At 62.0% G+C, this 24,513-nt stretch carries 21 protein-coding genes; 12 read left to right on the top strand and 9 right to left on the bottom strand.

All coding sequences use genetic code 11. The features are described 5' to 3' along the window. Window positions 1-163 precede the first annotated feature (163 nt). Entirely contained in the window at window positions 164-1,300 is a 1,137-nt protein-coding gene (apbC, locus tag PP263_RS11480) for an iron-sulfur cluster carrier protein ApbC (RefSeq protein WP_308363636.1), read from the top strand. Between the two features lie 245 nt (window positions 1,301-1,545). Then, window positions 1,546-1,920, top strand: a complete 375-nt coding sequence (locus PP263_RS11475; RefSeq protein WP_308363635.1) for a hypothetical protein — start codon at window positions 1,546-1,548, stop codon at window positions 1,918-1,920. Window positions 1,921-1,996: 76 nt separating this feature from the next. Here the strand turns inward: PP263_RS11475 and PP263_RS11470 are convergent, their stop codons facing one another. Next, window positions 1,997-2,983 (bottom strand): rhodanese-related sulfurtransferase, encoded by a 987-nt coding sequence (locus tag PP263_RS11470; RefSeq protein ID WP_308363634.1) that lies wholly within the window; start codon window positions 2,981-2,983, stop codon window positions 1,997-1,999. A gap of 349 nt (window positions 2,984-3,332) precedes the next feature. On the opposite strand from PP263_RS11470, the gene PP263_RS11465 reads away from it, so the two are divergent. Together PP263_RS11465 and PP263_RS11460 are read left to right on the top strand one after the other, a co-directional pair. Further along, complete coding sequence (locus PP263_RS11465; protein ID WP_183462385.1) at window positions 3,333-3,581, top strand: hypothetical protein; 249 nt, start codon at window positions 3,333-3,335, stop codon at window positions 3,579-3,581. Between the two features lie 186 nt (window positions 3,582-3,767). Continuing rightward, complete coding sequence (locus tag PP263_RS11460; protein WP_308363633.1) at window positions 3,768-4,382, top strand: hypothetical protein; 615 nt, start codon at window positions 3,768-3,770, stop codon at window positions 4,380-4,382. A 116-nt stretch (window positions 4,383-4,498) separates the two neighbouring features. Here PP263_RS11460 and PP263_RS11455 read toward each other — a convergent pair whose 3' ends face one another. From PP263_RS11455 to PP263_RS11445, 3 genes are all read right to left on the bottom strand, one after another. After that, window positions 4,499-4,897: a hypothetical protein gene (locus tag PP263_RS11455; RefSeq protein ID WP_308363632.1), complete on the bottom strand. Its 399-nt coding sequence runs from the start codon at window positions 4,895-4,897 to the stop codon at window positions 4,499-4,501. Window positions 4,898-5,390: 493 nt separating this feature from the next. After that, on the bottom strand, window positions 5,391-6,080 hold the full coding sequence (locus tag PP263_RS11450; protein WP_308363631.1) for a tetratricopeptide repeat protein: 690 nt from the start codon (window positions 6,078-6,080) through the stop codon (window positions 5,391-5,393). Between the two features lie 201 nt (window positions 6,081-6,281). After that, on the bottom strand, window positions 6,282-9,335 hold the full coding sequence (locus tag PP263_RS11445; protein ID WP_308363630.1) for an FAD-binding and (Fe-S)-binding domain-containing protein: 3,054 nt from the start codon (window positions 9,333-9,335) through the stop codon (window positions 6,282-6,284). Between the two features lie 58 nt (window positions 9,336-9,393). Between PP263_RS11445 and PP263_RS11440 the strand changes: the two genes are divergently transcribed. From PP263_RS11440 to PP263_RS11410, 7 genes are all read left to right on the top strand, one after another. After that, window positions 9,394-9,912, top strand: coding sequence for a DUF523 domain-containing protein (locus PP263_RS11440; protein WP_308363629.1), 519 nt, complete (start codon window positions 9,394-9,396; stop codon window positions 9,910-9,912). Between the two features lie 79 nt (window positions 9,913-9,991). Beyond that, a complete protein-coding gene (locus PP263_RS11435; protein ID WP_308363628.1) occupies window positions 9,992-12,193 on the top strand; it encodes an autotransporter domain-containing protein in 2,202 nt (733 codons plus the stop codon). Between the two features lie 182 nt (window positions 12,194-12,375). After that, complete coding sequence (locus PP263_RS11430) at window positions 12,376-13,668, top strand: aminotransferase class I/II-fold pyridoxal phosphate-dependent enzyme (RefSeq protein ID WP_308363627.1); 1,293 nt, start codon at window positions 12,376-12,378, stop codon at window positions 13,666-13,668. Between the two features lie 188 nt (window positions 13,669-13,856). Then, the gene (locus PP263_RS11425) at window positions 13,857-14,333 is read left to right on the top strand and encodes an Lrp/AsnC family transcriptional regulator (RefSeq protein WP_308363626.1); all 477 of its coding nucleotides are present in this window, start codon (window positions 13,857-13,859) and stop codon (window positions 14,331-14,333) included. A gap of 549 nt (window positions 14,334-14,882) precedes the next feature. After that, entirely contained in the window at window positions 14,883-17,648 is a 2,766-nt protein-coding gene (locus PP263_RS11420) for an SMP-30/gluconolactonase/LRE family protein (RefSeq protein WP_308363625.1), read from the top strand. Between the two features lie 44 nt (window positions 17,649-17,692). After that, a complete protein-coding gene (locus PP263_RS11415; RefSeq protein ID WP_308363624.1) occupies window positions 17,693-17,875 on the top strand; it encodes an Lrp/AsnC ligand binding domain-containing protein in 183 nt (60 codons plus the stop codon). Window positions 17,876-17,921: 46 nt separating this feature from the next. Further along, entirely contained in the window at window positions 17,922-19,310 is a 1,389-nt protein-coding gene (locus PP263_RS11410) for a pyridoxal-dependent decarboxylase (protein WP_308363623.1), read from the top strand. Window positions 19,311-19,358: 48 nt separating this feature from the next. Here the strand turns inward: PP263_RS11410 and PP263_RS11405 are convergent, their stop codons facing one another. The 5 genes from PP263_RS11405 to PP263_RS11385 form a co-directional block, all read right to left on the bottom strand. Then, a complete protein-coding gene (locus PP263_RS11405; RefSeq protein WP_308363622.1) occupies window positions 19,359-19,655 on the bottom strand; it encodes a hypothetical protein in 297 nt (98 codons plus the stop codon). Between the two features lie 160 nt (window positions 19,656-19,815). Then, window positions 19,816-20,877 (bottom strand): helix-turn-helix transcriptional regulator, encoded by a 1,062-nt coding sequence (locus tag PP263_RS11400; protein ID WP_308363621.1) that lies wholly within the window; start codon window positions 20,875-20,877, stop codon window positions 19,816-19,818. Window positions 20,878-20,912: 35 nt separating this feature from the next. Beyond that, on the bottom strand, window positions 20,913-21,479 hold the full coding sequence (locus PP263_RS11395; RefSeq protein WP_308363620.1) for a lytic transglycosylase domain-containing protein: 567 nt from the start codon (window positions 21,477-21,479) through the stop codon (window positions 20,913-20,915). A gap of 177 nt (window positions 21,480-21,656) precedes the next feature. Further along, on the bottom strand, window positions 21,657-23,384 hold the full coding sequence (locus PP263_RS11390) for a proline--tRNA ligase (RefSeq protein ID WP_308363619.1): 1,728 nt from the start codon (window positions 23,382-23,384) through the stop codon (window positions 21,657-21,659). Between the two features lie 164 nt (window positions 23,385-23,548). Further along, window positions 23,549-23,962 (bottom strand): HU family DNA-binding protein, encoded by a 414-nt coding sequence (locus PP263_RS11385; RefSeq protein ID WP_308363618.1) that lies wholly within the window; start codon window positions 23,960-23,962, stop codon window positions 23,549-23,551. 242 nt (window positions 23,963-24,204) lie between these two features. Here PP263_RS11385 and PP263_RS11380 point away from each other — a divergent pair, with 242 nt between their 5' ends. Then, window positions 24,205-24,486, top strand: coding sequence for a zinc ribbon domain-containing protein (locus PP263_RS11380; protein ID WP_308363617.1), 282 nt, complete (start codon window positions 24,205-24,207; stop codon window positions 24,484-24,486). Window positions 24,487-24,513: the final 27 nt, after the last annotated feature.

Genomic DNA, 24,513 nt, shown 5'->3' with positions numbered 1-24,513 from the left:
GCTGGGAGCGCCGAGCTCCAGCTCGGCACGCGGGCCTTCGGCCCGCCCCCTCTCCCCCAACCCCTCTCCCGCAAGCAGGAGAGGGGAGTAATACGTGGGTGGCTTTAGTCCGGCTCATTCGACACAATGCCGCCCATCAAGAATTCTCAGAGAGGGAAGCACAGTGAGCGATCATCATCACGATCACGAGGAACTGTCCGAAGAGGTGCGGGGGGAATTGGAGCGCCTGGCGGAGTGCCTGGGCCAACTGCATGATCCAGCCACTGGGTTGGAGTTGGACGAGCTGGATGCGGAGATCGAGGTGGGCTTCGAGGGGGATACGGTGTTTGTGGGCCTCACCCTCGGTTATCCCTGCGCCAGCCTGGAGGAGCACTGGCACGAGCGGGTGCGCGAGTCCTGTGCGCCGCTGCTGAAGGGCGGGGCGCTGGGTGGCAGCCACCTGCAGTTCGAACTATTCAGCGAGATTCCGATCTCCCCCACCCCGGACGCTCCGGAACCCTTGCGGAAGGTGAAGAATATCGTCGCCGTGGCCTCCGGCAAGGGCGGGGTGGGCAAGTCCACCACCGCGGTGAACCTGGCCCTGGCCCTGGCCGCAGAGGGCGCCAGCGTCGGCCTGCTGGATGCGGATATCTACGGCCCCAGCCTGCCCACCATGCTCGGTACCGAGGGCGTGCGCCCGGAGGTGCAGCAGCAGAAGTTCTTTCTGCCGGTGCCCGCCCAGGGGCTGCAGACCATGTCCCTGGGCTACCTGATGACCGAGGATACGCCCGCGGTGTGGCGCGGGCCCATGGCCAGCGGCGCCCTCAACCAGATCCTCACCCAGACCCTGTGGGGCGAACTGGACTATTTGATCGTGGATATGCCCCCGGGCACCGGTGATATCCAACTGACCCTGGCGCAGAAGACGGCCCTGGCCGGCGCGGTGATCGTGACCACTCCCCAGGACCTGGCGCTGAAGGATGCGATCAAGGGGGTGGAGATGTTCCGCAAGGTATCTGTGCCGGTGCTGGGCATTGTGGAGAACATGGCTCTGCACACCTGCTCCCGTTGCGGCCACAGCGAGCCGATCTTTGGCAGCGGCGGCGGCGAGCGCATCGCCGCCGGCTATCGCACCCGCCTGCTGGGGCAACTGCCGCTGGCGATGTCCATCCGTGAGGGCACCGACGGCGGTTCGCCCACAGTGGCGGCGGAACCGGAGGGGGAGATCGCCGGCCACTACCGGGAGATTGCCCGTCGCGCGGCGGCGCAGATCTGGCTCAATGCCGGGGAAGAGGGGATGCCGGAGATAGAAGTCAGCTAAGCGCCCCCTTGTAGGAGCGGCCGTCGGCCGCGATCGGAGGTGGTTTATTTCACAAACCGATCGCGGCCATGGGCCGCTCCTACAAGACTTATCCTGCCTACGAATTTTTCTCAAAATGTGAAATGGGTATTCAATAATTATTATTTTATTGAATTGCGGTTCTGTATATTCTTTCTGTAAAGAGAAATAAGACGCCATAGACGACTTTGGGCTGGGAGGGGATCAGTGCCTGGAGCCTGTACAGAATGAGCTTCCAGATCCGTTACAACGCTGCCAGTCGCATGGTCCGGGTCTGTTTTTTCGGCCGCACCGGCGCTGCCGCGCGGATGGCGGTGGCCAAGCTGCTGGCGGAGAAGTACCGCCATCTGGAGCCGCTGCGTATCCTGGTGGACGTGCGCTTCGCGCAAACTGCCATGTCTCCGTCGGAGCAGCGACAGTTCGGCCGCTACCTGGCGAAGCACCCGGTGCTGGGCCGTGCCGTTATGGCCGTCCTGCACAGCAAGGGCTTTTATCCCTCGCTGTTAATTGCCAACGAGGCCCGGGCGCTCGGCCACGGGATGCGTTCCTTCATCGTTGAGGCGGAGGCGCTCAACTGGCTGCGTCGGCGGAGGGCTTTGTAGATACTCGGTGTTCCGAATCAAGCTCCCATTTGCCCGTCATGCCGCGCAAGGGACGAACACAAGATTCTCCCCTACATCAGGCCTTGCTGGAAGCTGCCTGCCGGCGACGCTCTTCGTGCTTTTCGCGCCGCCGCGCAGCGGTGGTTTCGCGGGCCTCCTGGCCCAGGTGCTGCTCGCCGCGTTGCCGGGCCAGCCGGATCTGCTTTTCCCGCTCACGAAAACGCGACCGGTCCGCTTCTGAGACTTTATGGAAGCAGTGCGGGCAGCTGACCCCCTGTTCGAATTGCGCGGATTGTTTTTCCTCTTCGGTCACCGGCATTCGGCAGGCGTTGCACTGGTCGTAGTTGCCCCGCTGCAGGTCGTGGTTCACGGTGACCCGCTCGTCGAACACGAAGCACTCGCCGCGCCACAGGCTCTTCTCTTTGGGTACTTCCTCCAGGTATTTGAGGATGCCGCCGCGCAGGTGGTAGACCTCCTCGAAACCCTGTTCTTTCAGGTAGGCAGTGGACTTCTCGCAGCGGATGCCGCCGGTGCAGAACATGGCGACTTTTTTGTGCTTTTCCGGGTCCAGGTTCTCCCGCACATACTCGGGGAATTCGCGGAAACTGGTGGTCTGCGGATTGACCGCCTGTTCGAAGGTACCCACCTGCACTTCGTAATCGTTGCGGGTGTCGATCAGCAGCACCTCCGGATCGCTGATCAATGCATTCCAGTCCGCGGGATCGACGTAGGTACCCACGCTGCGGCGCGGGTCTATGTTCTCCACGCCCATGGTGACGATCTCCCGCTTCAGCTTTACCTTGGAGCGCAGGAAAGGCGGGGTGTCGGTGTAGGACTCCTTGTATTCCAGTTCCGCCAGGCGCGGATCGTTCCTGAGGTAGGCGAGCAGGGCATCTATGCCCTCGCGGGTGCCGGCAACGGTGCCGTTGACGCCCTCGCGGGCGAGCAGCAGGGTGCCGCGCACGCGGTGTTTCAGCATCCGTTCGAGCAGGGGTTGGCGCAGGGATTCGAAGTCGTCCAGGGTGACGAACTTGTAGAGCGCGCAGACGACGATCTGGTTCATAGGGCTTCCTCAATGCGGGCCGGAGCGTAAATCCGGAGCACGATTAATTTTGTTGATCAAATAGATATCCTGATCTATTTGATCATCGCCCGCGAAACACTGGCGCCAGATGCGCGGATCTGCTGGTATTTCGCGGGCTCGCGCCGGCCTGCGGCCGGCGGCGGCACATCCGTGTGCCGCATTATTAACCCGGCTCTGAGGCCGCCGGTCTAATAATTGGCCGGGCATTTTAGCGGAAAGTGCCTGGTTTGCGTATATTTCCCCCGCTTGCCAAAAAGTTTATTGACCACCGGGCCACAAGTTGTCAAAGTCTGCGGCTCCCCCCTTCAGCCACTGCGAGGCTAATTCCATGGAAGACGACTTCGTACCGAAAGAATCGACACTTAGCCGTTCCTACAGCGACGGCAACCTCACCGTCCAGATCGATATCTACGAGGATGGCGAGGGCGGCTGGCTGCTGGAGATTGTCGACGAGCAGGACAACTCCACTGTATGGGAAGACGCTTTCGAGACGGAACAGGAAGCGCTGGACGAGGCCCTGGACGCGCTGCGCGAGGAGGGGGTGGAAACCTTTGTCGGGCCTGTGGAAGAGAGTTAGGGAGTTCCGGTTCTTGTTCGCCTGTAGGAGCGGCGGGGCGGCCATCCGCCATGCCCGCGATAGGCCTCGCTAAAAAGAGAGATCCATCGCGGGCATGGCCCGCTCCTACAGGATATTGCCCAGGGGACAACGTCCGGGTACGCGATTTCGCTGCTATGGTTATTGGTAGAAGGGAATCGCGACAGTGTGACAGCACACAACCCAATCGCGGTGCCGCCGCGGGGCCCCTACGGAGAGACTGCCCCCGGCGGTGCCACCCAGTTGCCGGTTGCCTTCCCGATGAAAGCGGTACCTTTTCTGTTTCTGTCCTTTCTATTGCTGGTTTCCGGGGCCGGGGCCGACGAAATCCAGCTCTCCGGTCAGCGCTCGCTGGAAACCGATCTCTACGAAGCCAGGCTGATCTCCGAGTTGCGCGGTTACGCCATTCTGTCCGGTCGCAGTTGTGTGAATTGCGACGAAAATACCTCCATCTACATCCAGAAGATTTCCGCTAACGGAGATGAGGCCGAAGCGGGGACTGACCGCTACACCTATCCCGGTCAGTACGCCGACTACGAGAGCAAGCGGGTGGTGGAGAAAACGCGGATGTTCTACGGCCGCTGTTACGAGAACGAGCCGGCTTTGCTGTGGCTCAGCGAGTACCTGACGGAGAGCGGCTGGGTGAAGTCGGAATACCTGATTGTATTCAGGGAGGGCCGCCTGGAGCACCGTTACAACGAGGGCCGTCAGCCGAGTACCTTTTATATCGAAAACAGCGACTGTCGGGAATTGCCCGGCATTGTCGCGGAAACTGAACCCTAGACCTGGAGTGTGCACCTATATCATTCCCTGGTCCCCAAATAAAAAAGCCCCGCTAAGCGGGGCGTAAAGGGCCGCGGTTGTACCCGCGGTTATTGATAACTCAGTCGGTACGTCGATTACCGGACCAAGGAGACTTTCAGCTTTCGCTTGCCCCAGCTGCGGGCTTTCTTGACGTCTTTCCCCATCCAAACGTCGATGCGGTTTCTAAAGCGCTTGTTCATGCGGTCGCGTACGGTGTAGGTACCGGAAAGACCTTCGATCTTGACTTTGGCGCCGTTGGTCAGGCCGTGCTTTTCCAGGTCGCGGGATACCGCAATCACTTTCTGGCCGGGCTTCAGGCGGTTGTTCCAGGCCGCTACCCAGGGGTCTCCGTCGGTTTGTCCGGATACGGAGTTGTAGGCGGTTGCATCCACGGTCATGGTTTTGTTGCTGGCTGCAAAAGCCGGCACGGTGAGGGTTGCCGCGAAAATCGCGATGGTAAAGAATACGGCGTTGCGCAGAGTCTGATTGATCACTTCCCGATACCTCCAGAAGTCAGTTGGTCACAAGCTCAAAAGTGCTTGTAGAATTTCCAAGTGTTTTTGGAAATAACTGATCAATAATTAATCAGTGGGCGCTATATTACGGTTTGGTGAAGGCATATCAACCTTTTTTGCATAAAAAATAATCTATTAGAACAGGGGATAACTTTTCACCGCTTTTTAGTCTTTTATTCTCACCTTCTCGAAGAAGTGCAAAAAAATATTCCTGCAAATATCGGCTCACACTTTTTCTTGTAACAAATCAGTCTAATGGCTTGGGTGATCTGTTCCACTTATCGGGCTCCTGCGCGACAGTAAGATTTTCCTCCGATTTTCGGCCGCGGAAAAAAGGATATTGCTCCTATTTGTCCGTGCCGGGGCACAATCTGGTTGCTAAATTATTTGTGGTTGTCCAGTCACGTTCTCGGGTGGCAGGCTTCTATGGGAGGAATAGCGACAACCCGCGGCCCGCAGCGCCGCGGGCCGCTCAGAGGGAGGTGGTATCGGATACGAGGGTGGGATTCGCCTGCTGGCGCAGGGCGGTCAGGTACTGCCGGTCCTCTTCCAGGTCGGCAAAACCGTGCCGGGCGTCCAGTGCCACGGCTTTTTCCAGCCAGTCGATGGCCTCCTCCAGGTTGCCCTGCCACTCGCATACCTGACCCAGGTTGAAGTAGGTGATGGCCAGGTTGTGCCACTGCCGCTCCTGCGCCAGGTCCTGTGCGGCGGTGCTGTAGAGGCTGTAGGCGTTGCGCAGCAGCAGTACCTTGGTGGGCGTCTCTTCGCTGGCGGCCTGCTGGTGATAGGTGTGGGCCAGGGCGGAGCGCACCCGGGCGGCGGAGTGCTCCAGGGAGGCGCCTTCTTCTATATAGTCGAGTACCGCCTCGAACTGGGCCCGGGCCAGGGGATAGAGGTCCGGGCGCGCCTGCCCGCCCAGGGCGTTCAGCACAATGCCGTAGCGGTAGCGCAACTGCTGCTGTTTGCGGGGCTCGGAGGCGAGGGCGGCGATGGCTTTTTCGTACAGGGGGAGAGCGGCCTCAAAATCGCCTTCCAGGGCGTATTCCTCTGCCTCCTCTACCAGCTCAGGCGCGGACTCTCTTTCCGCCGCGGGCGCTGCGAGAGTGACACAGGGCCCCAGCAGCGCGGCGCAGAGCAGCAGTTTGAGTGAGGTTCTGTACATAAGGGCGCAAATTCTCTGCTCTGTAGGAGCGGGCCATGCCCGCGATCGGCAGTGCTTCTTAACGCCGTCCGATCGCGGGCATGGCCCGCTCCTACAATGTCTTTTTCGTCGTTCCGGCGCCGGAACATCATGTTTCGCGGGGTCTCCCTCCCCTGTAGAGCGGCCCACGGCCGCGATCGGCAGCTATTTCCAGTATCAGGCCTAACCCTGCAACTGCGCCAGCACTCCCTGCAAAGGATGGCGCAGGGTCACACCTGCGAAGCGCTTGGCCTGGCAGCGGCAGGAGTAGCCGCTGGCCAGCAGGGGGCCGGTGTCGCCGGAGAGCCGAGGGGCCCAGGACTGCTGGAAGATGACTTGCGAGGTCTCTTTGTGCCCGGTCTCGTGGCCGTAGGTGCCGGCCATGCCGCAACAGCCCAGGTTCTCGGTGTGCAGTTCCAGCCCCAGGGCGGTGAAGACGCTTTGCCAGTCGCGCAGGGAGGCGGTGGCGATGGTCTGTTCGGTGCAGTGGGGCAGCAGGTGGAAGCTGGCGGGGCGCAGGCGGTGCCGCTGCCGCTCCAGGTGCTCGCGCTGGCTCGCCAGCCATTCCTGCAGCAACTGCACTTTCGGCGCGCGCTCCCCCAGCAGTTTGCCGTATTCCCCGCGGTAGGTGAGGGTCATGGACGGGTCCACACCCACCAGCGGTACGCCGCTGGTGGCCAGTTCCGCGAGCATCTCGCTGTTGGCCAGGGCTACTCTCTGGAACTGGCGCAGGAAACCGTGCACGTGCAGCGGCTTGCCGTTGGCGCGGAAGGGGGCCACCAGGGGGAAGAAATCCAGCTGCTTGAGCAGGCGCAATGTGTCCGCGACCACCTCGGCGTCGAAGTAGCTGGTGAAGGCGTCCTGCACAACGATCACCGCGCGTTCCCGTTGTGCGGGGCCCATGGCCGCCAGGCAGTCGGGGGCGGCGTAGGGCACGCCCAGTTCATTCATGGCCTTGTGCAGGCTCTTGCGCGCCAGCAGCGGGCTGTCCACCAGGCCCAGGCCGCGCTCCAGCAGCCAGCGCACCGGTTTCAGTTTGAGCGGCCAGTTGTAAAGCTGTGGCACCCGCGCCAGTTGCGGCATCACGAATTCCAGGCTGCCGACGAAGTAGTCTTTCAGCGGGCGCAGGTAACGGCTGTAGTAGAGTTCGAGGAATTTGCTGCGGAACTCCGGCACGTCCACTTTCACCGGGCACTGGCCGGCACAGGATTTGCAGGCCAGGCAGCCCTGCATGGCCTCGTTTACCTCGTGGTTGAAGTCGTACTCGCCGCGGGCTCTGGCCAGGGTGTTTTTGATGCGCCCCGGCAGGCCGACAAAGAAGGACTGCTCGCGGAACCGGCGGGCTGCTTCAACCGGGTCCACTCCCTTCGCACTCAACTGGCGCAGCCACTCTTTCATCAGCATCGCGCGGCCCTTGGGGGAGTGGATGCGCTCGCGGGTGGCCTTGTAGGAAGGGCACATGGGGTCGTCGGGATTCCAATTGAAACAGGCCCCGTTGCCGTTGCAGTGGACCCCCTCGCTGTAGCCGTCCCACACCTGGACGGGGATGGCGCGGTCCAGTTCGCCGCGGGTGACGACTTCGTCGATTTTCAGCAGGGCGGAGACGCGGCTGGGGGTGGCGATCTTGCCCGGATTCAACTGGTTGCGCGGGTCGAAGGCGGCCTTGATCTTCTGCAGCTCCGGGTAGAGTTCGCCAAAGAACGCCGGCGCGTATTCCGAACGGACCCCTTTGCCGTGCTCGCCCCACAGCAGGCCGTGATACTTCTGCGTGAGCGCGGCCACCTTGTCGGTGATCGGGCGCACCAGTGCCGCCTGTTCCGGGTCCTTCATGTCGATGGCCGGGCGCACGTGCAACACGCCGGCATCCACGTGGCCGAACATGCCGTAGCTGAGTCCGGCGTCATCGAGGACTGTGCGGAATTCGGCGATAAAGTCGGCCAGGTGCTCCGGCGGCACCGCGGTGTCCTCCACGAAGGGGATCGGCCTTTTCTCTCCCTGCACATTGCCCAACAAGCCCACCGCGCGTTTGCGCATGCCCCAGATTCGGCTGACCTCGGCGTGGCCGCGGGCGATGGAGTAGCCGAAGCTCTTGCCCGGCTGGCCGATAAGAGCGTCGATCTGCGCGGTGAATCTTTCCAGGGCGCTGTCCAGTTCCTCCTCGGAATCCGCGGTGTACTCCACCAGGTTGATGCCCCTGACCGGCCGATGCTCTTCTCCGTTCGAGGGGGGTGGGAAAAACTCGCTGACGCTGTGCCAGACGATATCCTCCATCGCCAGCTGCAACACCTTGCTGTCCACCGTTTCGATGGAAGTGGGGCCGGCGCGCATCAGTTCGGTGGCATCGCGCAGGGCGTCCTGGAAGTGGTCGTATTTCAGGTTGACCAGTGCCGCGCATTTGGGAATCGGCAGCACATTGAGTTTTGCCTCGGTGATAAAGCCCAGGGTGCCCTCGGAGCCGCAGAGTACGCTGTTCAGGTCGAAAGTGTCGTTTTTCCGGATGTGAGCCAGATCGTAGCCGGTGAGGCAGCGGTTGAGTTTGGGAAACTTCCGTTCGATCAACTCAGCTTTGTCCCAGGCGATCTGGTCGCATACCCGGTGCACCCTGCCGACGCGGTCCTCCCGCGCGCAGGTTTCCCGCAACTGCTCGTCGCCGAGCGGCGACGATTGCCAGAGTCCGCCGCCCATCAGCACGGTGGACAGTTCCAGTACGTGGTCGCGGGTCTTGCCGTAGACGCAGGAGCCCTGGCCGGAGGCGTCGGTATTGATCATGCCGCCGATGGTGGCGCGGTTGCTGGTGGAAAGCTCCGGGGCGAAGAAGAGGCCGTGGGGCGCCAGCGCCGCGTTCAGCTGGTCCTTGACCACCCCCGCCTGCACCCGCACCCAGCGCTCCCCGGGATTGATCTCGAGGATTCGGTTCATATGCCGGGAGACGTCCACCACCAGGCCGTCGGTGAGCGACTGACCGTTGGTGCCGGTGCCGCCGCCGCGGGGGGAGAGCACCACCTGGTGGAATTCCTCGCGCTCGGCCAGTTCCATGATCAACTGCAGGTCGCGGGTGTCCCGCGGGTAGACCACCGCCTGGGGCAGCACCTGGTAGATGGAGTTGTCGGTGGCCAGTACCGTGCGGCTGGCGTAGCAGGGGCTGAGGTCGCCGCGGAATCCGGCTTCCCCCAGCGCCTGCAAAAACTGCAGGTAGAGCGCCTGTACTTCGTCGACTTCGCGCAGTGCTGGGATCATGAACGGCCTTGTGACTTTTTCGCTGCTTTTTCGGAAGGTCTGGCATTATAACGGTGCTATGGAGACTTCGCTGAAAATTCCCGTGGGCATCAGCCTCTGTCTGCTCGGCGAGCCGGTGCGCTACGACGGCGGCCACAAGCTGAGCCGGGTGTGCACCGAGCTGCTGGGGCGCCACTTCGACTACCGGCCCTTCTGCCCGGAAGTGGCCGCGGGCCTGGGTGTGCCGCGCCCGCCGATCCACCTGGTGGCCAGCGACCGCGGGCTGCGGGCCCTGGGAGTAGGGGGCAGGGATTTCACCCGGGCGCTGCTGGATTACGCGGACAGCGTGACGGAGCAGGTCCGCCAGTTGAGCGGTTTTATCCTGATGGAGCGCTCCCCCAGTTGCGGCCTGGTTTCGACGCCGCGCCATAGGTCCGCAGGTGGTGCGGCCGGGGAACCGGGGGCGGGATTGTTCGCCGGGCGGCTCCGCGAGCACTTCCCCGACCTGCCGATGGAGGAGGCCGGGCGCCTGCGGGACCCGGATATTCGCGAGCGGTTTATCGAGCGGGTGTTCGCCTACCACAGCCGGTTTCGTTGAAGCCGCGGATGCCCATCCAGTGAGCTGAACCCGCCTGTCTATACTTGACGCACTTCAAGCCTAAGCAACGGAGTGCGCAATGGGTTTCCCTGCCAAGTCCCTGGCCCTGGCCGTGGCGTTCACCGCCGCATCCGCCAGCTTTGCCGACCATATCACCGAGGATCTCTACAGCAGTATCGTGGTGTTCGGCGACAACTTTTCCGACAGCGGCAACGCGGGCATTTTCACCAACGCGGACCCGGATGGGATATTCCCACGGCAGCCGGCGGTGAGTTTTATGGCACAGCGGTTCGGGCTGGCGCCGCTCAGTCCCTCCTGTTTCGGGTTGGGCCCGGCCTTCGGCGGCGCCATCCCCTGCGCGCCGGCGCCGGGAACCCCGGAGCAGCAGCGGGCGCAGATAGCCGCCTCGGTACTGGCCAACGGCAGCAACTGGGCAGTGGGCGGCAACCATACCGCGGATGTGCTGCTGGATCTGGTGGGGCCGCAGCGCTTCCGCCAACTGTTTCCGAACACCACGGTGGCGGATCACAACGAGCTGACCACCATCCTGCCGGATTCCACCCGCTGCGGCCCCGACGGCGTCTGCGACCCGGCGGCCGGAGAGAGCCCCTACCTCTCCCCGGCGGAAGTGGCCCTGGCGACGGCGGCGTTCGGCAACCCCGCGGCACTGCAGGCGCTGGTGGACGATCCGAACAACAACATCACCCTCACCGGCGTGCCCTTCGCCACCGGGCAGGGCTATCTGCCACAGAACGTCGCCGCCAAGATCTCCGGCAATACCACCCCTATACCCCGCGACCGCCTCTTTTTTCTGTACGGCGGTGTCAACGACATCGTCGCCGCCACCATCGCCAACAACGTCACCCCGGGCAGAATGGAGCGCTCAGCCACCTTCATCGCCACCGCCGCTTTGGAGCTGAAAAACGCCGGCGCCGACTATGTGGTGGTGTCCAACGTGCCGCGGGTAGGGAATACCCCCTTGATGAACGACATGGGGCCCGCGGCGGTAAGCGCGGCCAATATCGGCACCACGCTGTTCAACGAGTCGCTGCGCCGGCAGATCAATGCCGTCGGCGACGTGTTGATCCTGGATACGGAGGGCATCGTGGCGCTGGCGCTGGACAGACCGGGACTGTTCGGCTTCGCCGACATCGACCAGGACGCCACCTGCTTTACCGCCGGTGGCTGCGCCAACCCGGACCCGGTGTACAGCCAGACCGGCAGCGCGCCGGATGCGGACCGACTGCTGTTCAACGACGGCTTGAACCTCACCCTGGCGGGGCAGCAGCTGCTGGGGGACTACTACTATTCCGTGCTGAGCGCGCCGGTGGGCTTCGCGATCCTGCCGGACCTGGGCTACCAGAATACCCGCGTCCACCAGTCGAACATCGACCACCATATGACCGCGCAGCGCTTCCGCGATCCCGAGACCACCCTGTTCTTCGGCGGCGCCTGGGGGCACGCGAACCTGGGTTACGGGCCGGCGCGCAATCGCGGGGAGAATGCCTGGAACGGCTTTCTCGGCTTCAGCTTCGCCGGCAGCGACTGCTTCGAGTGGGCTCTGGGGCTCTCCTATGGCGAGAGCGACTACAGTCCCCACGGCCTCCAGCTGGAGTCGCGCAATCTTAACTTCAGCGCCTTCGCCCGCTGGGACAACGAACGCTTTTTTGTCGACGGCGGCGTCACCTACAGTGATATCAGTTACTGGGACGTCGATCGCACCGTCTATCTGAGGGGGTTTCAAGACGAGGTGTCGGGGGACACCGATGGTGACGGGGTCAGTCTGTTCGCCCGCGCCGGCTATGACAGTGTGCCCTCGCTGCCCTGCCATATAGGCCCCTTTGTCTCGGTGGCCTGGACCCGGATAAATGTGGACAGCTTCAGCGAATCCACCAACCGGGACCTCACCTATATCGGCAGCGACGGCGCCACCCTGGACCCCATCGGCCTGCGCGTGCGCGGCCAGGACCGCGATTATATTCGCTATCGCGGCGGCTTCTTCTACAACGCGCCGGAGGAGGCCGACTGGCGCTGGTTCGGGGAGGTCTGGCTGGAGTACAACGACGGCGACGATACCGACGATGTGGGCATCGGCATCAAGTCCATCCCTTTCAACAGCGCGTATATGGCCGCCTACGACAGCCGCAACGAGGGCTTCTTCGCCAACGGCGCCGGCGCGCTGGTGGGTCTCAACCTGACGGATAAATTCCAGGTGAGCGGCAATGTGGTGGTGGGGCCGTCGGACACTATCGGCGGGCTGAACATCAACTACCGATTTTGATGTCCCTGCAACTACACGCTTTCGTCGTTCCGGCGCAGGCCGGAACCCGGGCGCCATCGGAGTGGATACCGGTACCGGATCAAGTCCGGCATGACGTTGCGCCGGTGTGACGAGTGGGCGCTTTGATGGCCTAGAAATGTCACCGAATTTTCTGCGGCAAAGCCGGGACAAATGGCGTGGGAATGCGAAATCCCCGCCGCTATCGCGGTATCGATTACTCTCGCGGTTGTTACCTTAGAAGGATCGACAACAACCGGATAGAGAAGATGTTCAGCCCCCGTTTCAGTATCCAGAGCGAAGCCCTCAACCGAGCCGACGCCGACGTGTGGGCGGTCAGCGACCGCGCCCGCGAACTGGCGGGCAAGGGCGAGGATGTGATCTTCCTCTGCGTGGGCGACCCCAACTTCGACACCCCGGAACCCATCCTCGATTTCGCCCGCGCCCGCCTCGGTGTCGGTCGCACCCATTACTCCCCCGCCGCCGGCGAGCCGGTATTGCGCCGCGCCATCGCCGATATCGAAAGCAAGGTTTCGCCGCACCCCTGCAGTCCCGACGATGTGGTGGTCTTCCCCGGCGGCACCAACGCCATCTACAGCGTACTCGCCTGTCTGCTGAACCCGGGCGAGGAGATCGTGATTCCCGAGCCCATGTATATCGGCTATGTGCCCATCTGCGATTCCCTGCGCCTGAAGGTAAAGCCGGTCCCTTGCCCGGCGGAAACCAATTTCGCTTTCGACGTCGAGGCCATCGAGCGGGCTATCGGAGAGAACACCCGCGCAGTAATGATCAACACTCCGGGAAACCCCACCGGCGCCATGGCCACCCCGGAGCAGCTGCGGGAGCTGGCCGCCTACTGCCGCGCGCGCAATATCTGGCTGGTGTGCGACGAGATGTATTCCATGATCACCTTCACCCGCCGCCACACCTCCCTGCGCACCGCCGCCGAGCACCTGGACAACATCGTGGTGATCGACGGCCTGTCCAAATCCCACGCCATGAGCGGCTGGCGCCTGGGCTGGGCGGTGGCCCGCGGGCCGCTGGTGGAGCGCCTCGCCGAATTTGCCGGCGCCACCATTTTCGGCTGTCCGCAGTTTATCCAGGAGACTGCCGCGTTCGCGCTGGAGTTCGACTCCTATTTCGTCAAGCAGATGCGCGACGCCTATCTGGTGCGTCGCGACCTGATCGTCGAGCGCATCGGCCGTATTCCCGGCCTCAGCTGCACCGTCCCGGACGCGGGCATGTTTGTGATGGCGGATGTATCCCGGGTGACGATCTCCCAAAAGGGAGGAAGCAGCCGGGCCTTCGCCGAATCCCTGCTCGACGCTGAACGCGTCTCGGTGCTGCCGGGCTCCGCCTTCGGCGCCAGCGCCAAAAATCATGTGCGCCTGACCCTGGCCGCGGACGAGGCGTCGCTGAACCGCGCGCTGGACCGCATCGAGCGCTTTGTCACCGGCGGCAGCCGCCAGGCCGGCTGACCGCCGCTAAAATCCTCACATTCGTCATTCCGGCGCAGGCCGGAATCCAGGACTCCGAACAGGGCTCTGGATTCCGGCCTGCGCCGGAATGACGATGAGTTAGTGATTTGGTGGCTGCCAGTGCGGAGTTCCAGCCGCGGCCGAATACCGCTATCCTTAGCCCCTTTTCCCGATACAAGAACCAACCAGTGAAGATCGACCGGCACAATTTGCGTATTTTGCAGGCGCTGCAGACCAACGCGCGCATCAGTAACCTGAACCTGAGCGAGCAGATAGGACTTTCCGAGAGCGCCTGCCTGGCGCGGGTCAAGCGCCTGACCGGCGAGCGCTATATCCGCGAGTTCCTCGCCGAGGTGAACCTGGACAAGGTGCGCCACGCGGAGTTTTATGTGAACGTGGCGCTGAAGCGCCAGGACGCGCGCACCAGCGAGAGTTTTCGCCGCGCCATCAACGAGATTCCGCAGATTGTCTCCTGCGTGAAAATGTCCGGTGAATTCGACTATATGCTGCACTTCGTGTGCCCGGACGCCGCCGACTTCAACCGCGTCTCCGAGCAACTGCTCGCCGACGAAGAGGCGGCCATCTCGCGCATGACCTCCCACCTGGTGATCGAGAAGACCAAGCCTTTTACCGGCTACCCGCTGGAACTGCTGTTCCGGGACTGACCGCCATTTCTCCCGGTTGTGGTATTGCGCGGCGCAGTCCGTCCTCCAGGGGCCGGCCGCAGCAATTAGGGCCTGTACAGGATGGCAACGCGGCTGTCGAATTTGGTGTGAACAGGCCCTAAGTACCTTGCCAGCACAAATTCTTCCTGGTTGAAGTAAAGGATTGTGTTGTCTGCGCACAAACCTGGTAAAAATATTCGCTTCGATGCAAAGCCGGACGACAGCGCCCCCCTTATCGCTGACAATTCTGTCCAATATGTCAAACAGCAGGTTTGTCTCTGACTCCGCAATGCGGATCAGGTGACAAATATAAGAAGAGACGGTTGGGAGCGATGACAGAGAAAATAGCCGGGAGCCTCCGCAGGGGAGCACTGCCGGTAAATATCCGCATTTCATAGTTGTTTTGGCAGGTGATGCCTGTCGCAAAAGCGGTGCGTAGTATTTCCCGTCTTGTTTTTCTTTTTCCCTCTCCCCGTCTGGGTCACACGCCTGTTGCTTCACTGCGGCCGACGACCTCATTTCAGTTCCGACCTTTACGGAGAAAATTAAATGAAATCATTCATTGGAGTATGCATGCTGCTTTCCTGGTCATTGTTGGCAGGCCAGGCATTGGCTCAGAACCTGGTGGTTCAGTACAGGGCCGCCGACACCAGTGCCGGCGATAACCAGATCAAGCCGCACCTGCGAATCGTCAACGAGAGTTCCAGTTCGGTGCCCTTGAGCGAGTTGACCGTCCGCTATTGGTACACCAATGAAGGCGACCGGCCGCAGAACCACTGGTGTGACTGGTCGCAGATTGGCTGCAGCAACATCTCGGGTTCCTTCCATTCCATTCCGGCAGTGACGGGCGCGGATAATTACCTCGAACTCAGTTTCAGCGGCGGCAACATCGCCGCGGGCGGTAACACCGGCGATATCCAGAACCGCTTGGCCAAAGACAATTGGACCAGCTACGACGAGTCCGACGATTACTCATTCGATCCGACCAAGACGGCCTATGCCAACTGGGATCGGGTAACGCTTTACCGGAACGGCAGACTGGTCTGGGGTACCGAGCCGGATGGCGCCTCATCCGGCAGCTCTTCATCCTCGAGCAGCAGTTCGGGCAGTTCCAGTTCATCGTCCAGCAGTTCGTCTTCCAGCAGCTCATCGAGCAGCAGTTCGGGTTCATCGTCCGGTGGGAGCTTCTTTAATTCCAGCTTTGAACTGGACGCCGTCGACGAGCAACCGGCCGGTTGGGACAATTTTATAGACTGGGTATTCAACAACAGCAACAACATCAGCCAGCCGCGGTACGCCCTGGTGGATGACACGCGGGCTTTCAGCGGCACCAAGTCTGTTCATTTCAAGGGCGGTGCCGCCCCGGCGCAGATCGTGCGCGCGCTTCCGTCGGGAACCGATACCGTTTACCTGCGTGCCCGGGTTTACATGAGCAAGAAGCTCGGCAACGAAGCCGGTGACAATCACGAACACATTATGGGAATCAAGGCAACACCCGATGCCAACGATGAAATACGATTCGGCCAGATCAAAGGCCACCTCGGCACCAACGAGGTTCCCAGTGACGACATTTCCCCGCCGCAAAGCCAGTGGTTCAGCGGCCCTGAAATCACCGCCAATGAATGGCATTGCGTCGAAGTCGGGATGCTGGGCGGCGATCGCCCATATCACGAGTTGCGTGCCTGGGTTGACGGGCAATTGGTCCATGTCATCGACTCAATTGACGACTGGAACAACGGTGGTGTAGGCGGAAATACCCGGTGGTTGGACGGCAAGTTTAATTACGTCATGTTTGGCTGGCATAGTTTCAGCAACAATAATGCCGATGTTTGGATGGACGACGTCGTAGTCGCGGATGCGCCCATCGGGTGCGACAACCCACCATCCGGTAGTTCAAGTTCGTCTTCCAGCAGTTCATCGAGTTCGAGCAGTAGTTCCTCGTCTTCGAGCAGCAGCGCCTCAAGCTCCAACTCGTCTTCCAGCAGCAACTCGTCCAGCTCCTCGAGCAGTGGCTCGTCCAGCTCCAGTTCGTCTTCTTCGTCGTCCTCGGGCAGCGGTTCCAGTAGCAGCGGCGGCATCACGGTTCGCGCCCGCGGCACCGCTGGCAGCGAGCACATCAATCTGATAGTGGGCGGCTCGACGGTCGCGAACTGGATCCTGAGCACCGGCTACCAGGACTACGTCTATAGTGGTGACGCCACCGGCGAGATCCAGGTCGAGTTCGATAACGACGCCGGCGGCCGGGATGTCCAGGTGGACTACATCCAGGTGAACGATGAGACCCGCCAGGCGGAAAACCAGAGCGTCAACACGGGTGTCTGGGCCAACAACCAGTGTGGTGGCGGCTCCAACAGTGAGTGGCTGCACTGCAACGGCCATATCGGCTTTGGAAACACCGGCAGCGGTAGTTCCAGCTCGTCCTCGAGCAGTTCCTCGAGTTCCAGTTCCGGCGGCCTGGCTTGCGGGGAGCCGCCTTCAGGGTTCCTGGCCGCCACGGCCATCGAAGGTGCCAATTCGACACGCACGGAAGCCAGCTTGTACGAAGGCGCTGTGTGGATTGACGGCGCGCTGTATTTTTCCGACTTTACCTTCTCCGCCGGTTTTCCTTCACGCATTCAGAAGCTGACTACTGCGGGTGTGATGACAACACAGATCGCCGACAGCGGCAGTAATGGGTTGGCGGTTGATGCACAGGGCGATATTGTTGCCGCCACCCACAAGTACAGCGGCATTTCCCGATACGAATTCACTACTGGAAATCGCACAGCGCTGGCGTCAACCTATAATGGCAACGTCTTTAATTCGCCAAATGATCTGGCGATCGCCAATGACGGAACTATTTACTTTACCGACCCCGATTTTCAACACGATCCTGCAGCAGGCGGTCAGCCTGTCACGGGAGTATACCGCATTGATGTGAACGGCGAGGTGAGCCTGATCGATGGTTCGTTAAACAACCCGAACGGCGTTGCGCTGTCACCGGAAAACGACGTGCTTTACGTCAACGGCAATTCCAGCGTGTTGCGGACCTATCCCATCATCAATGGCCAGGTGTTCCCTGGCACTGACCTTGTCCAGGGATTGACGGTGCCCGACGGCATGACGGTCGATTGCCACGGCAACATTTATATTACCGAACATAACGCTCAACGCCTGAGAGTATTCGCCCCCAATGGCAGCCAGTTGGCAACCATCAGTGTGGATGCCAAGGTAACCAATGCGGCATTTGGCGGTGACGATGGTAAAACTCTATATATCACCGGTGAAGGACGGATATGGAAAATCGGTTTGGACGTAACAGGAGCGCCGTATTGAAATATTACAATATCCTGAGGCCGCTTCAGCGGCCCTGCGTATAGATGTCCGGCGAGTTCGATTATATGCTGCACTTCGTGTGCCCGGACGCCGCCGGCTTCAACCGTGTGTCCGGGCAACTGCTGGCCGACGAGGAGGCGGCCATCTCGCGCATGACCTCTCACCTGGTGATCGAGAAAACCAAGCCGTTTACCGGCTATCCGCTGGAGTTGTTGTTCCAGGACTGACAACCGCGCCGCGATTTATTCGCGGCCGATGGAAAGGGAGAAGAGAATGTCCCTGATGGAGAGTGAATCATCGAATCTGGCCGGCCTGCTGGAGCGGGCGCTGGACACCAGCCTGGATTTCGTGGGTTCCCTGGCGGAACGGCCGGCCGCCTGTGTCGCGCCTCCCGATCTGCCATCCGGTCTATTGCCGGAGCAGGGGGTGGGAAGTGAAAAGACGCTCGACCGTTTTCGCGAAGAATTACTCCCCTACCTGTCGGCCTCGGCGGGTCCCCGCTACTGGGGATTCGTCACCGGCGGCGCGACTCCGGCCGCGCTGCTGGGAGACTGGCTGAGCAGCGTCACGGACCAGAATCTGTCGGTCGCCGGGGATTCCATCGCCCCCGCGGTGGAGGTGCAGGTGCTCGACTGGCTGCGCCAGCTGTTCCGGCTGCCCGAGACGTTCAGCGGCAGCCTTACCAGCGGCGCCACCAGCGCCAACCTGCTCGGGATACTCTGCGGCCGCCAGTTTGCCGGTGAGGTCCAGGGGATTGATGTGGCGGCCTCGGGCCTGGCCGGTACGCTCATCCACGTGTTTTCCGCCTGTCCCCACGCCAGCAGCCTGAAGGGACTGGCGATGGCGGGGCTGGGCAGGGACAGCCTGATGTCCGTCGCCTGTGAACCGGATTCGGAAAAAATGAGCCTTTCCGCGCTGGAGTACGCCCTGTCCGCCAGCGGCAGCCCGGGGAAAATCGTCCTGGCCAGTGCCGGCACCGTGACAGGTACCGATTTCGACGATCTTGCCGGAATTGCCGATCTCTGCCGGAAATATCGCGCCTGGCTGCATGTGGACGGCGCCTTCGGGATTTTTTCACGGCTGTTGGATGACAAGCGAAACTGGACGGACGGCATCGAACGCGCCGATTCGATTACCTGTGACGGTCACAAGTGGCTCAACGTCCCCTACGACAGCGGCATCTTCCTGACGCCTCACACGCGCCTGCTGGAGCAGGTGCTTTCCGTGCCCTCTCCCTACCTGGCGAACGACAGCTCCCTGCCGAGCTTTATGAACCGCGGGGTGGAAAACTCGAGGCGCTTTCGCGCCCTGCCGATCTGGTTCAGCCTGCAGGCCTACGGCAGGGCGGGCGTCGAGGAGATGGTGGCCGGCAACTGCCAACAGGCGGCGCGGCTGGCCGATTGGCTGGAGGCTTCGACGGACTACGAACTGCTGACGCCCTGCAAGCTGAATGTGGTGGTGTTTCGCCCCGCCAATGTCGATGACCTGACAGGCTGGCTCAAGAGACTGAACGCCACCGGCACTGTGTTTATGACCCCGGGCCGATGGCAGGGGACGGATGCCGTGCGCGCGGCCTTCAGCAACTGGTCCACCACGACAGCCGATGTGGACCGGGTGACCGGCCTGCTGGAAAAAATGGCCGAAGGCGAATCGCCCGTTTAAAAAAGCGCGGCCCGAAGGGCCGCGCATAAGCATGCGGTTATCTGCCGATCAGCCGCAATTCTTAAACCGGCGCCGCTTCGCCGTTGCCTTCTGTCTCTCTTCCAGCCGCTTGGCGGAACGCCTGTTTGTAATTCCTGAATTCGGTGCCCATCCAGCGATCCCACCAGGTGAAATAGGAGGTCCCGCCAACGGGCGCGGCGTTTCTGAATGCGGCGCCGGTCCATCCAACGGCGAAACAGCCAGCTCACCGCCAGGCTGACGCAAGGTGGTGGCCAGCAGGTAGCGGAAGAGATCGCGCTGGAAGTGCTCGGCCCAGTCCCGGGCCAGTTCCCACAGGAATTCCATAGTCTCACCTTGTTATTTTTCTGCCTGTCTTCCCCCTCCCTGTAGGAGCGGCGGGGCGGCCATGGGCCGTACAGGGGACTGTGCCAGAGTCTGGAGGATTGTCACCGGGAGCGCTTGCGGAAACTGAAAAATCCCTGACGGATTTTGAATAATCCGCGAATTATGCGGGTAGATGTTCGCGTCGGTACTCGGTGGGGGTGAGGTTGTGTCGGCGTTTGAAGGCAGCGTTGAACGGGCTCAGGGAACGGTAGCCGATATCCAGTGCGATGGTGAGGACGGGGAGGTGCGCCTGCTTCGGGTCCGCCAGGCGCTGGCTCGCCTCGTCGATGCGAAACCGGTTCAGGTACTCGTTGAAATTGCGGTGGCCCAGGTGGCGGTTGATCAGTGCGCGCAGCACATACTCCTGGGCGCCGAGTTGTTCCGCCAGCTCGCGGATGGTCAGGCCCGTGTGCCGGTAGCCGCCGTTTCGCATATGGGACTGCAGTTTTTCCAGCAGTTGGCGCTGCTGCTCGTCCAGCGGTTGCGATTCCTTTTCGGGTAGCTCCTCTTCTAGCTCGGGTTCTGTGGCTTGAGGTAGGGATTCGCTCAGGGCCCCCGGGGATAGCGCCAGCAGCCACAGGCAGGCCGCCAGGGCAAGTCCGCTCGCCAGCACCGCGTGCAGTGTTGGCACACCGGCGGGAATCGGCTGGTAGGAGAACAGGAATTCGGCGCAGACCACGACCAGCATGTAGCAGCCGATGGTGATCAGCAGCACCGCGCGCAGGTTGCGCCGCGATTCCACCAGGTCCGACTGGTACTGGCGCAACAGTGCAACCAGGCCGGCGCCGAGCAGGCCGAGTTGCAGTGGCTGCTTGAGCAGGTACAGCCAGTGGCGCAACGCCGGCCAGTGCCCGGCGTCCAGGTGGGCGGCGGCGAGGCCGACCGCCAGACTCATCGCGATCAGGGCCCAGCCCCAGCGCGGAAAGCGCTCGCACTCGCTGCACAGTGCGAAGGCGAACAGCCAGAAGGCGCCGGGGATCAGTTCGGTGGGGAGGTCGACCAGAAAGTCCATCAGTGGCCCGCGGTCCGGCAATACCGGGCGCAGCAGGTAGAAGAAAGCTCCGATAAGCACTACAAGCAGCCATCGCCCCGCGGGCTGATGGCGGTAGCTGATCGCCAGCTTGGCCGCCGCCAGTAACAGCAGTGCGCAGGCGCTGCCGGTAAAAAATACATAGCTATTCATTTCTTGTCCCTGGCCCCTGGCCACTCAACCTGCAATCACCTCCAGCGCTCCGCCCAGGCATCCAGCACTTTGCTGGAATAGGTGTGGCGGCCGTAGCTGCCGTTGTAATAGGCGAGGGCGTTGGCCAGGTTGCCCTTGGCCTTGCCGATATAGTGCTTGAGGATGGTGCAGCCGTAGCGCAGGTTGGTGTCCATATCGATCAGGTTGTCGTCGGGGCGGCCGATTTCCTTTTTCCAGAAGGGCATCACCTGCATCATGCCTTGGGCGCCCACCCGCGACACCGCGTAGGGATCGAAGGCGCTTTCGATCTGGATCACCGCCAGCACGATCTCCGGGCGCAGCCCGGCGAGGGTTGCCTCGCGGTGCACCGCCTTGAGCACGTGCATGCGCTCCTTGGGGTCTTTGATATAGCGGGCCAGCGGTTGGGACTTGGACATCAGCCAGACCTCCGCGTCGAAGCGATCGGTGAAGCTGTCCGCCTGGGTGATCGCCTCTTTCAGGGCGAGGCGCAGCTCCGGGTCTATTTCCGGAACCTTCACCTGGGCCTGGGCGCCGGCAAATATGAGGCTGAGCAGCAGTGTGGTCAGGCTTTTTCTTATCATGACGGGAGATTTTACGGAAAGGCGGAAAGGATGGGCAGCGGCAACTGCGGATTGCCGGTCGGTCCCGGGACAATCGTCATACCGGCGCAGGCCGGTATCCAGAGTCTGGGCACAATACTTCTTTCGCACCTTCGCACTGGATCCCGGGCCAAGCCCGGGATGACGATTGAGCGGGACTTAGTGTCCTATCAGCTTCAGCAGTACTTCCTCCAACTGCGATTCCGCAAACTCCTGGCTCTCGGCGTCGCGGCGGCCCTTGTACTCCACCACGCCCTTCTCCAGGCCGCGGTCGCCGATGACGATGCGGTGCGGAATACCCAGCAGTTCCACGTCGGCGAGCATGGCGCCGAGGCGCGCCTTGGGTTCATCCATCAGCAGCACGTCGACACCTTTATCGCGCAGGGACTCGTACAGATGTTCGCACTTTTCCCTGACCAGATCGCTCTTGTGCATATTGATCGGCACTATCGCCAGTTGGAAGGGGGCGATGGCGTCGGGCCAGATGATGCCGGCGTCGTCGTGGTTCTGCTCGATGGCGGCGGCCACGATACGGGATACGCCGATGCCGTAGCAGCCCATGACCAGCACTTGCTCCTTGCCGTTCTCGTCCAGCACCGTGGCGTTCATCGCGCGGCTGTATTTGTCGCCGAGCTGGAAGATGTGGCCCACCTCGATGCCGCGCTTGATCTCGAGCTGGCCCCGGCCATCCGGGCTGGGATCGCCGGCGACAACATTGCGCAGGTCTTCGATGCGGCCGAGCTCCACGTCGCGGCCCCAGTTGACCCCGGTGTAGTGATAGTCGTCTCTGTTGGCGCCGCAGATGAAGTCCGCCAGATGCGCGGCGGAGCGGTCGACGATGGTTTCGATCTTCAATCCCACCGGACCCAGGGAGCCGACGCCGCAGCCGAGTTCCCCGGCGATGCGCGCCTCCGGGGCAAACTGCAGCGGGCTGGCGATGCCCGGCAGTTTTTCCGCTTTCAGTTCGTTCAGCGCGTGATCGCCCCTGAGGATCAGGGCTACCAGTGGAGCGGTTTCACCCTCTTCGCATTCGCCCAGTACTATCAGCGTCTTGACCGAGTGCGCCGGGTCCGACTGCAGGAATTCGCTCACCGCGGCGATGGTCTTCTGCCCCGGGGTGTGCACCTCTTCCATGGTGCTGGTCCCCGTCGGGCGCTCGCCTGAGGGCGCGGTAGCCTCCGCCAGTTCCACATTGGCGGCGTAGCGGCTCTCGGTGGAGAAAGCGATATCGTCCTCGCCGCTCTCGGCCAGCACGTGGAATTCGTGGGAGTGGGAGCCACCGATGGAGCCGGTGTCCGCGAGTACCGGGCGGTAGTCGAGGCCGATGCGGTCGAAGATGCGGCAGTAGGCAGCGTGCATCACGTCGTAGGTCTCCTGCAGGGAGTCGACGTTCAGGTGGAAGGAGTAGGCATCCTTCATGGTGAACTCGCGCGCACGCATCACGCCGAAGCGCGGGCGTATCTCGTCGCGGAACTTGGTCTGCACCTGGTAGAAGTTGACCGGCAGCTGCTTGTAGCTGTTGATCTCGTTGCGGACCACGTCGGTGATCACTTCCTCGTGGGTCGGGCCCAGGCAGAAGGGATTGTCGTGGCGGTCCTTGATGCGCAGCAGTTCCGGGCCGTACTGCTGCCAGCGGCCGGACTCCTCCCACAGCTCCGCCGGCTGCACCACCGGCATCACCACCTCCAGCGCGCCGGCGCGGTCCATCTCCTCGCGCACGATGCGCTCCACCTTGCGCAGCACCCGCAGACCGGTGGGCAGCCAGGTGTAGAGACCGGAGGACAGGCGGCGGATCATACCGGCGCGCAGCATCAACTGGTGGCTGATGACCACGGCGTCGTTGGGAGTTTCTTTCTGGGTGGCGATCAGGTAGAGGGATGCGCGCATAAGATGATTCAGTTTGTATTGCTTTTCGGGCTGGCCATTTTACGCCGGGGAGGGGGGAGCTTGGTAGGGGCGAACCTTGTGTTCGCCGAGGGCGGGGCGTCGACAGGGGCGAACACAGGGGGCGCCCCTACAAAAAACCCCGCTGGAGCGGGGTTTTGACGGCATCAGGACTCGGCCATTTCCTTCAGCTTCTTCAGCGGCCGCACCTTCACCTGGATGCTGGCGGGCTTGGCCTTGAACATGGTCTCCTCGCCGGTGAAGGGGTTGATACCCTTGCGGGCCTTCTTGGCCGGCTTCTTCACGGTGGTGATTTTCAGCAGGCCGGGCAGGGCGAACTCGCCTACCGCGCGCTTCTTCACGTGGGCCTCGATCACGTTGGTCAGCTCGTCCAGGACGGACTGGACCTGCTTGCGGGTCAGCTCGGTGTTCTCGGCGATCTGGTTGAGGATCTGGGTTTTGGTGTACTTCTCCTTTACCGCAGAGACTTTCTTGGCCGGAGCGGCCTTCTTGGCGGGTGCCTTTTTCGCTGCGGTTTTCTTCGCGGGGGCTTTCTTAGCTGCTTTTTTCTTGGCGGCCATGAGTAGCTTCCTTCTATGGTGTTTTTCCAGTGAAAATGTGTTCGTACAGCGGGGTACTGCCGGGAAGTATATATGGTTTTTTTTTGCGCGCACGGGAAAATACGGGAAAAACAGTGCTTTTTTCACGTTTTTGTCCCCCGGTTCGGCCCCCTGGCCCCCGGGGAGGCGCCTGCGGGCACAGCTTCTTCCCCCCGGGGCGCTCATGTATAATCTGCGCCCCCTTGTATTTCAGGTACCCAGCAATGCCGATCTACGAATACCAGTGCAGCGCCTGCGGCCACCAGATGGAGGCCCTGCAGCGCATGAGTGACGCCCCTCTGACGGACTGCCCCGCCTGCAACGGGGCCACCCTGCGCAAGAAGATCTCAGCGGCCGGCTTCCGCCTCAAGGGCGGCGGCTGGTACGAAACCGACTTCAAGACCGGTGGAAAGAAGAAGAACCTGGCCGGAGATGCGGCCAAGCCCAAGGAGGGTGGGGCAAAGAGCGGGGCAAAGGCGGACAAACCCGCCGCCGGGGCCAGTTGACCAGCCCCGGGCTAAATTGACAATCCA

This window comes from Microbulbifer sp. TB1203 (assembly GCF_030997045.1).
Lineage (GTDB): Bacteria > Pseudomonadota > Gammaproteobacteria > Pseudomonadales > Cellvibrionaceae > Microbulbifer.
The sequence above is the reverse complement of the archived record's forward strand: the minus strand, read 5'-3'. Positions and strand labels throughout refer to the sequence as shown.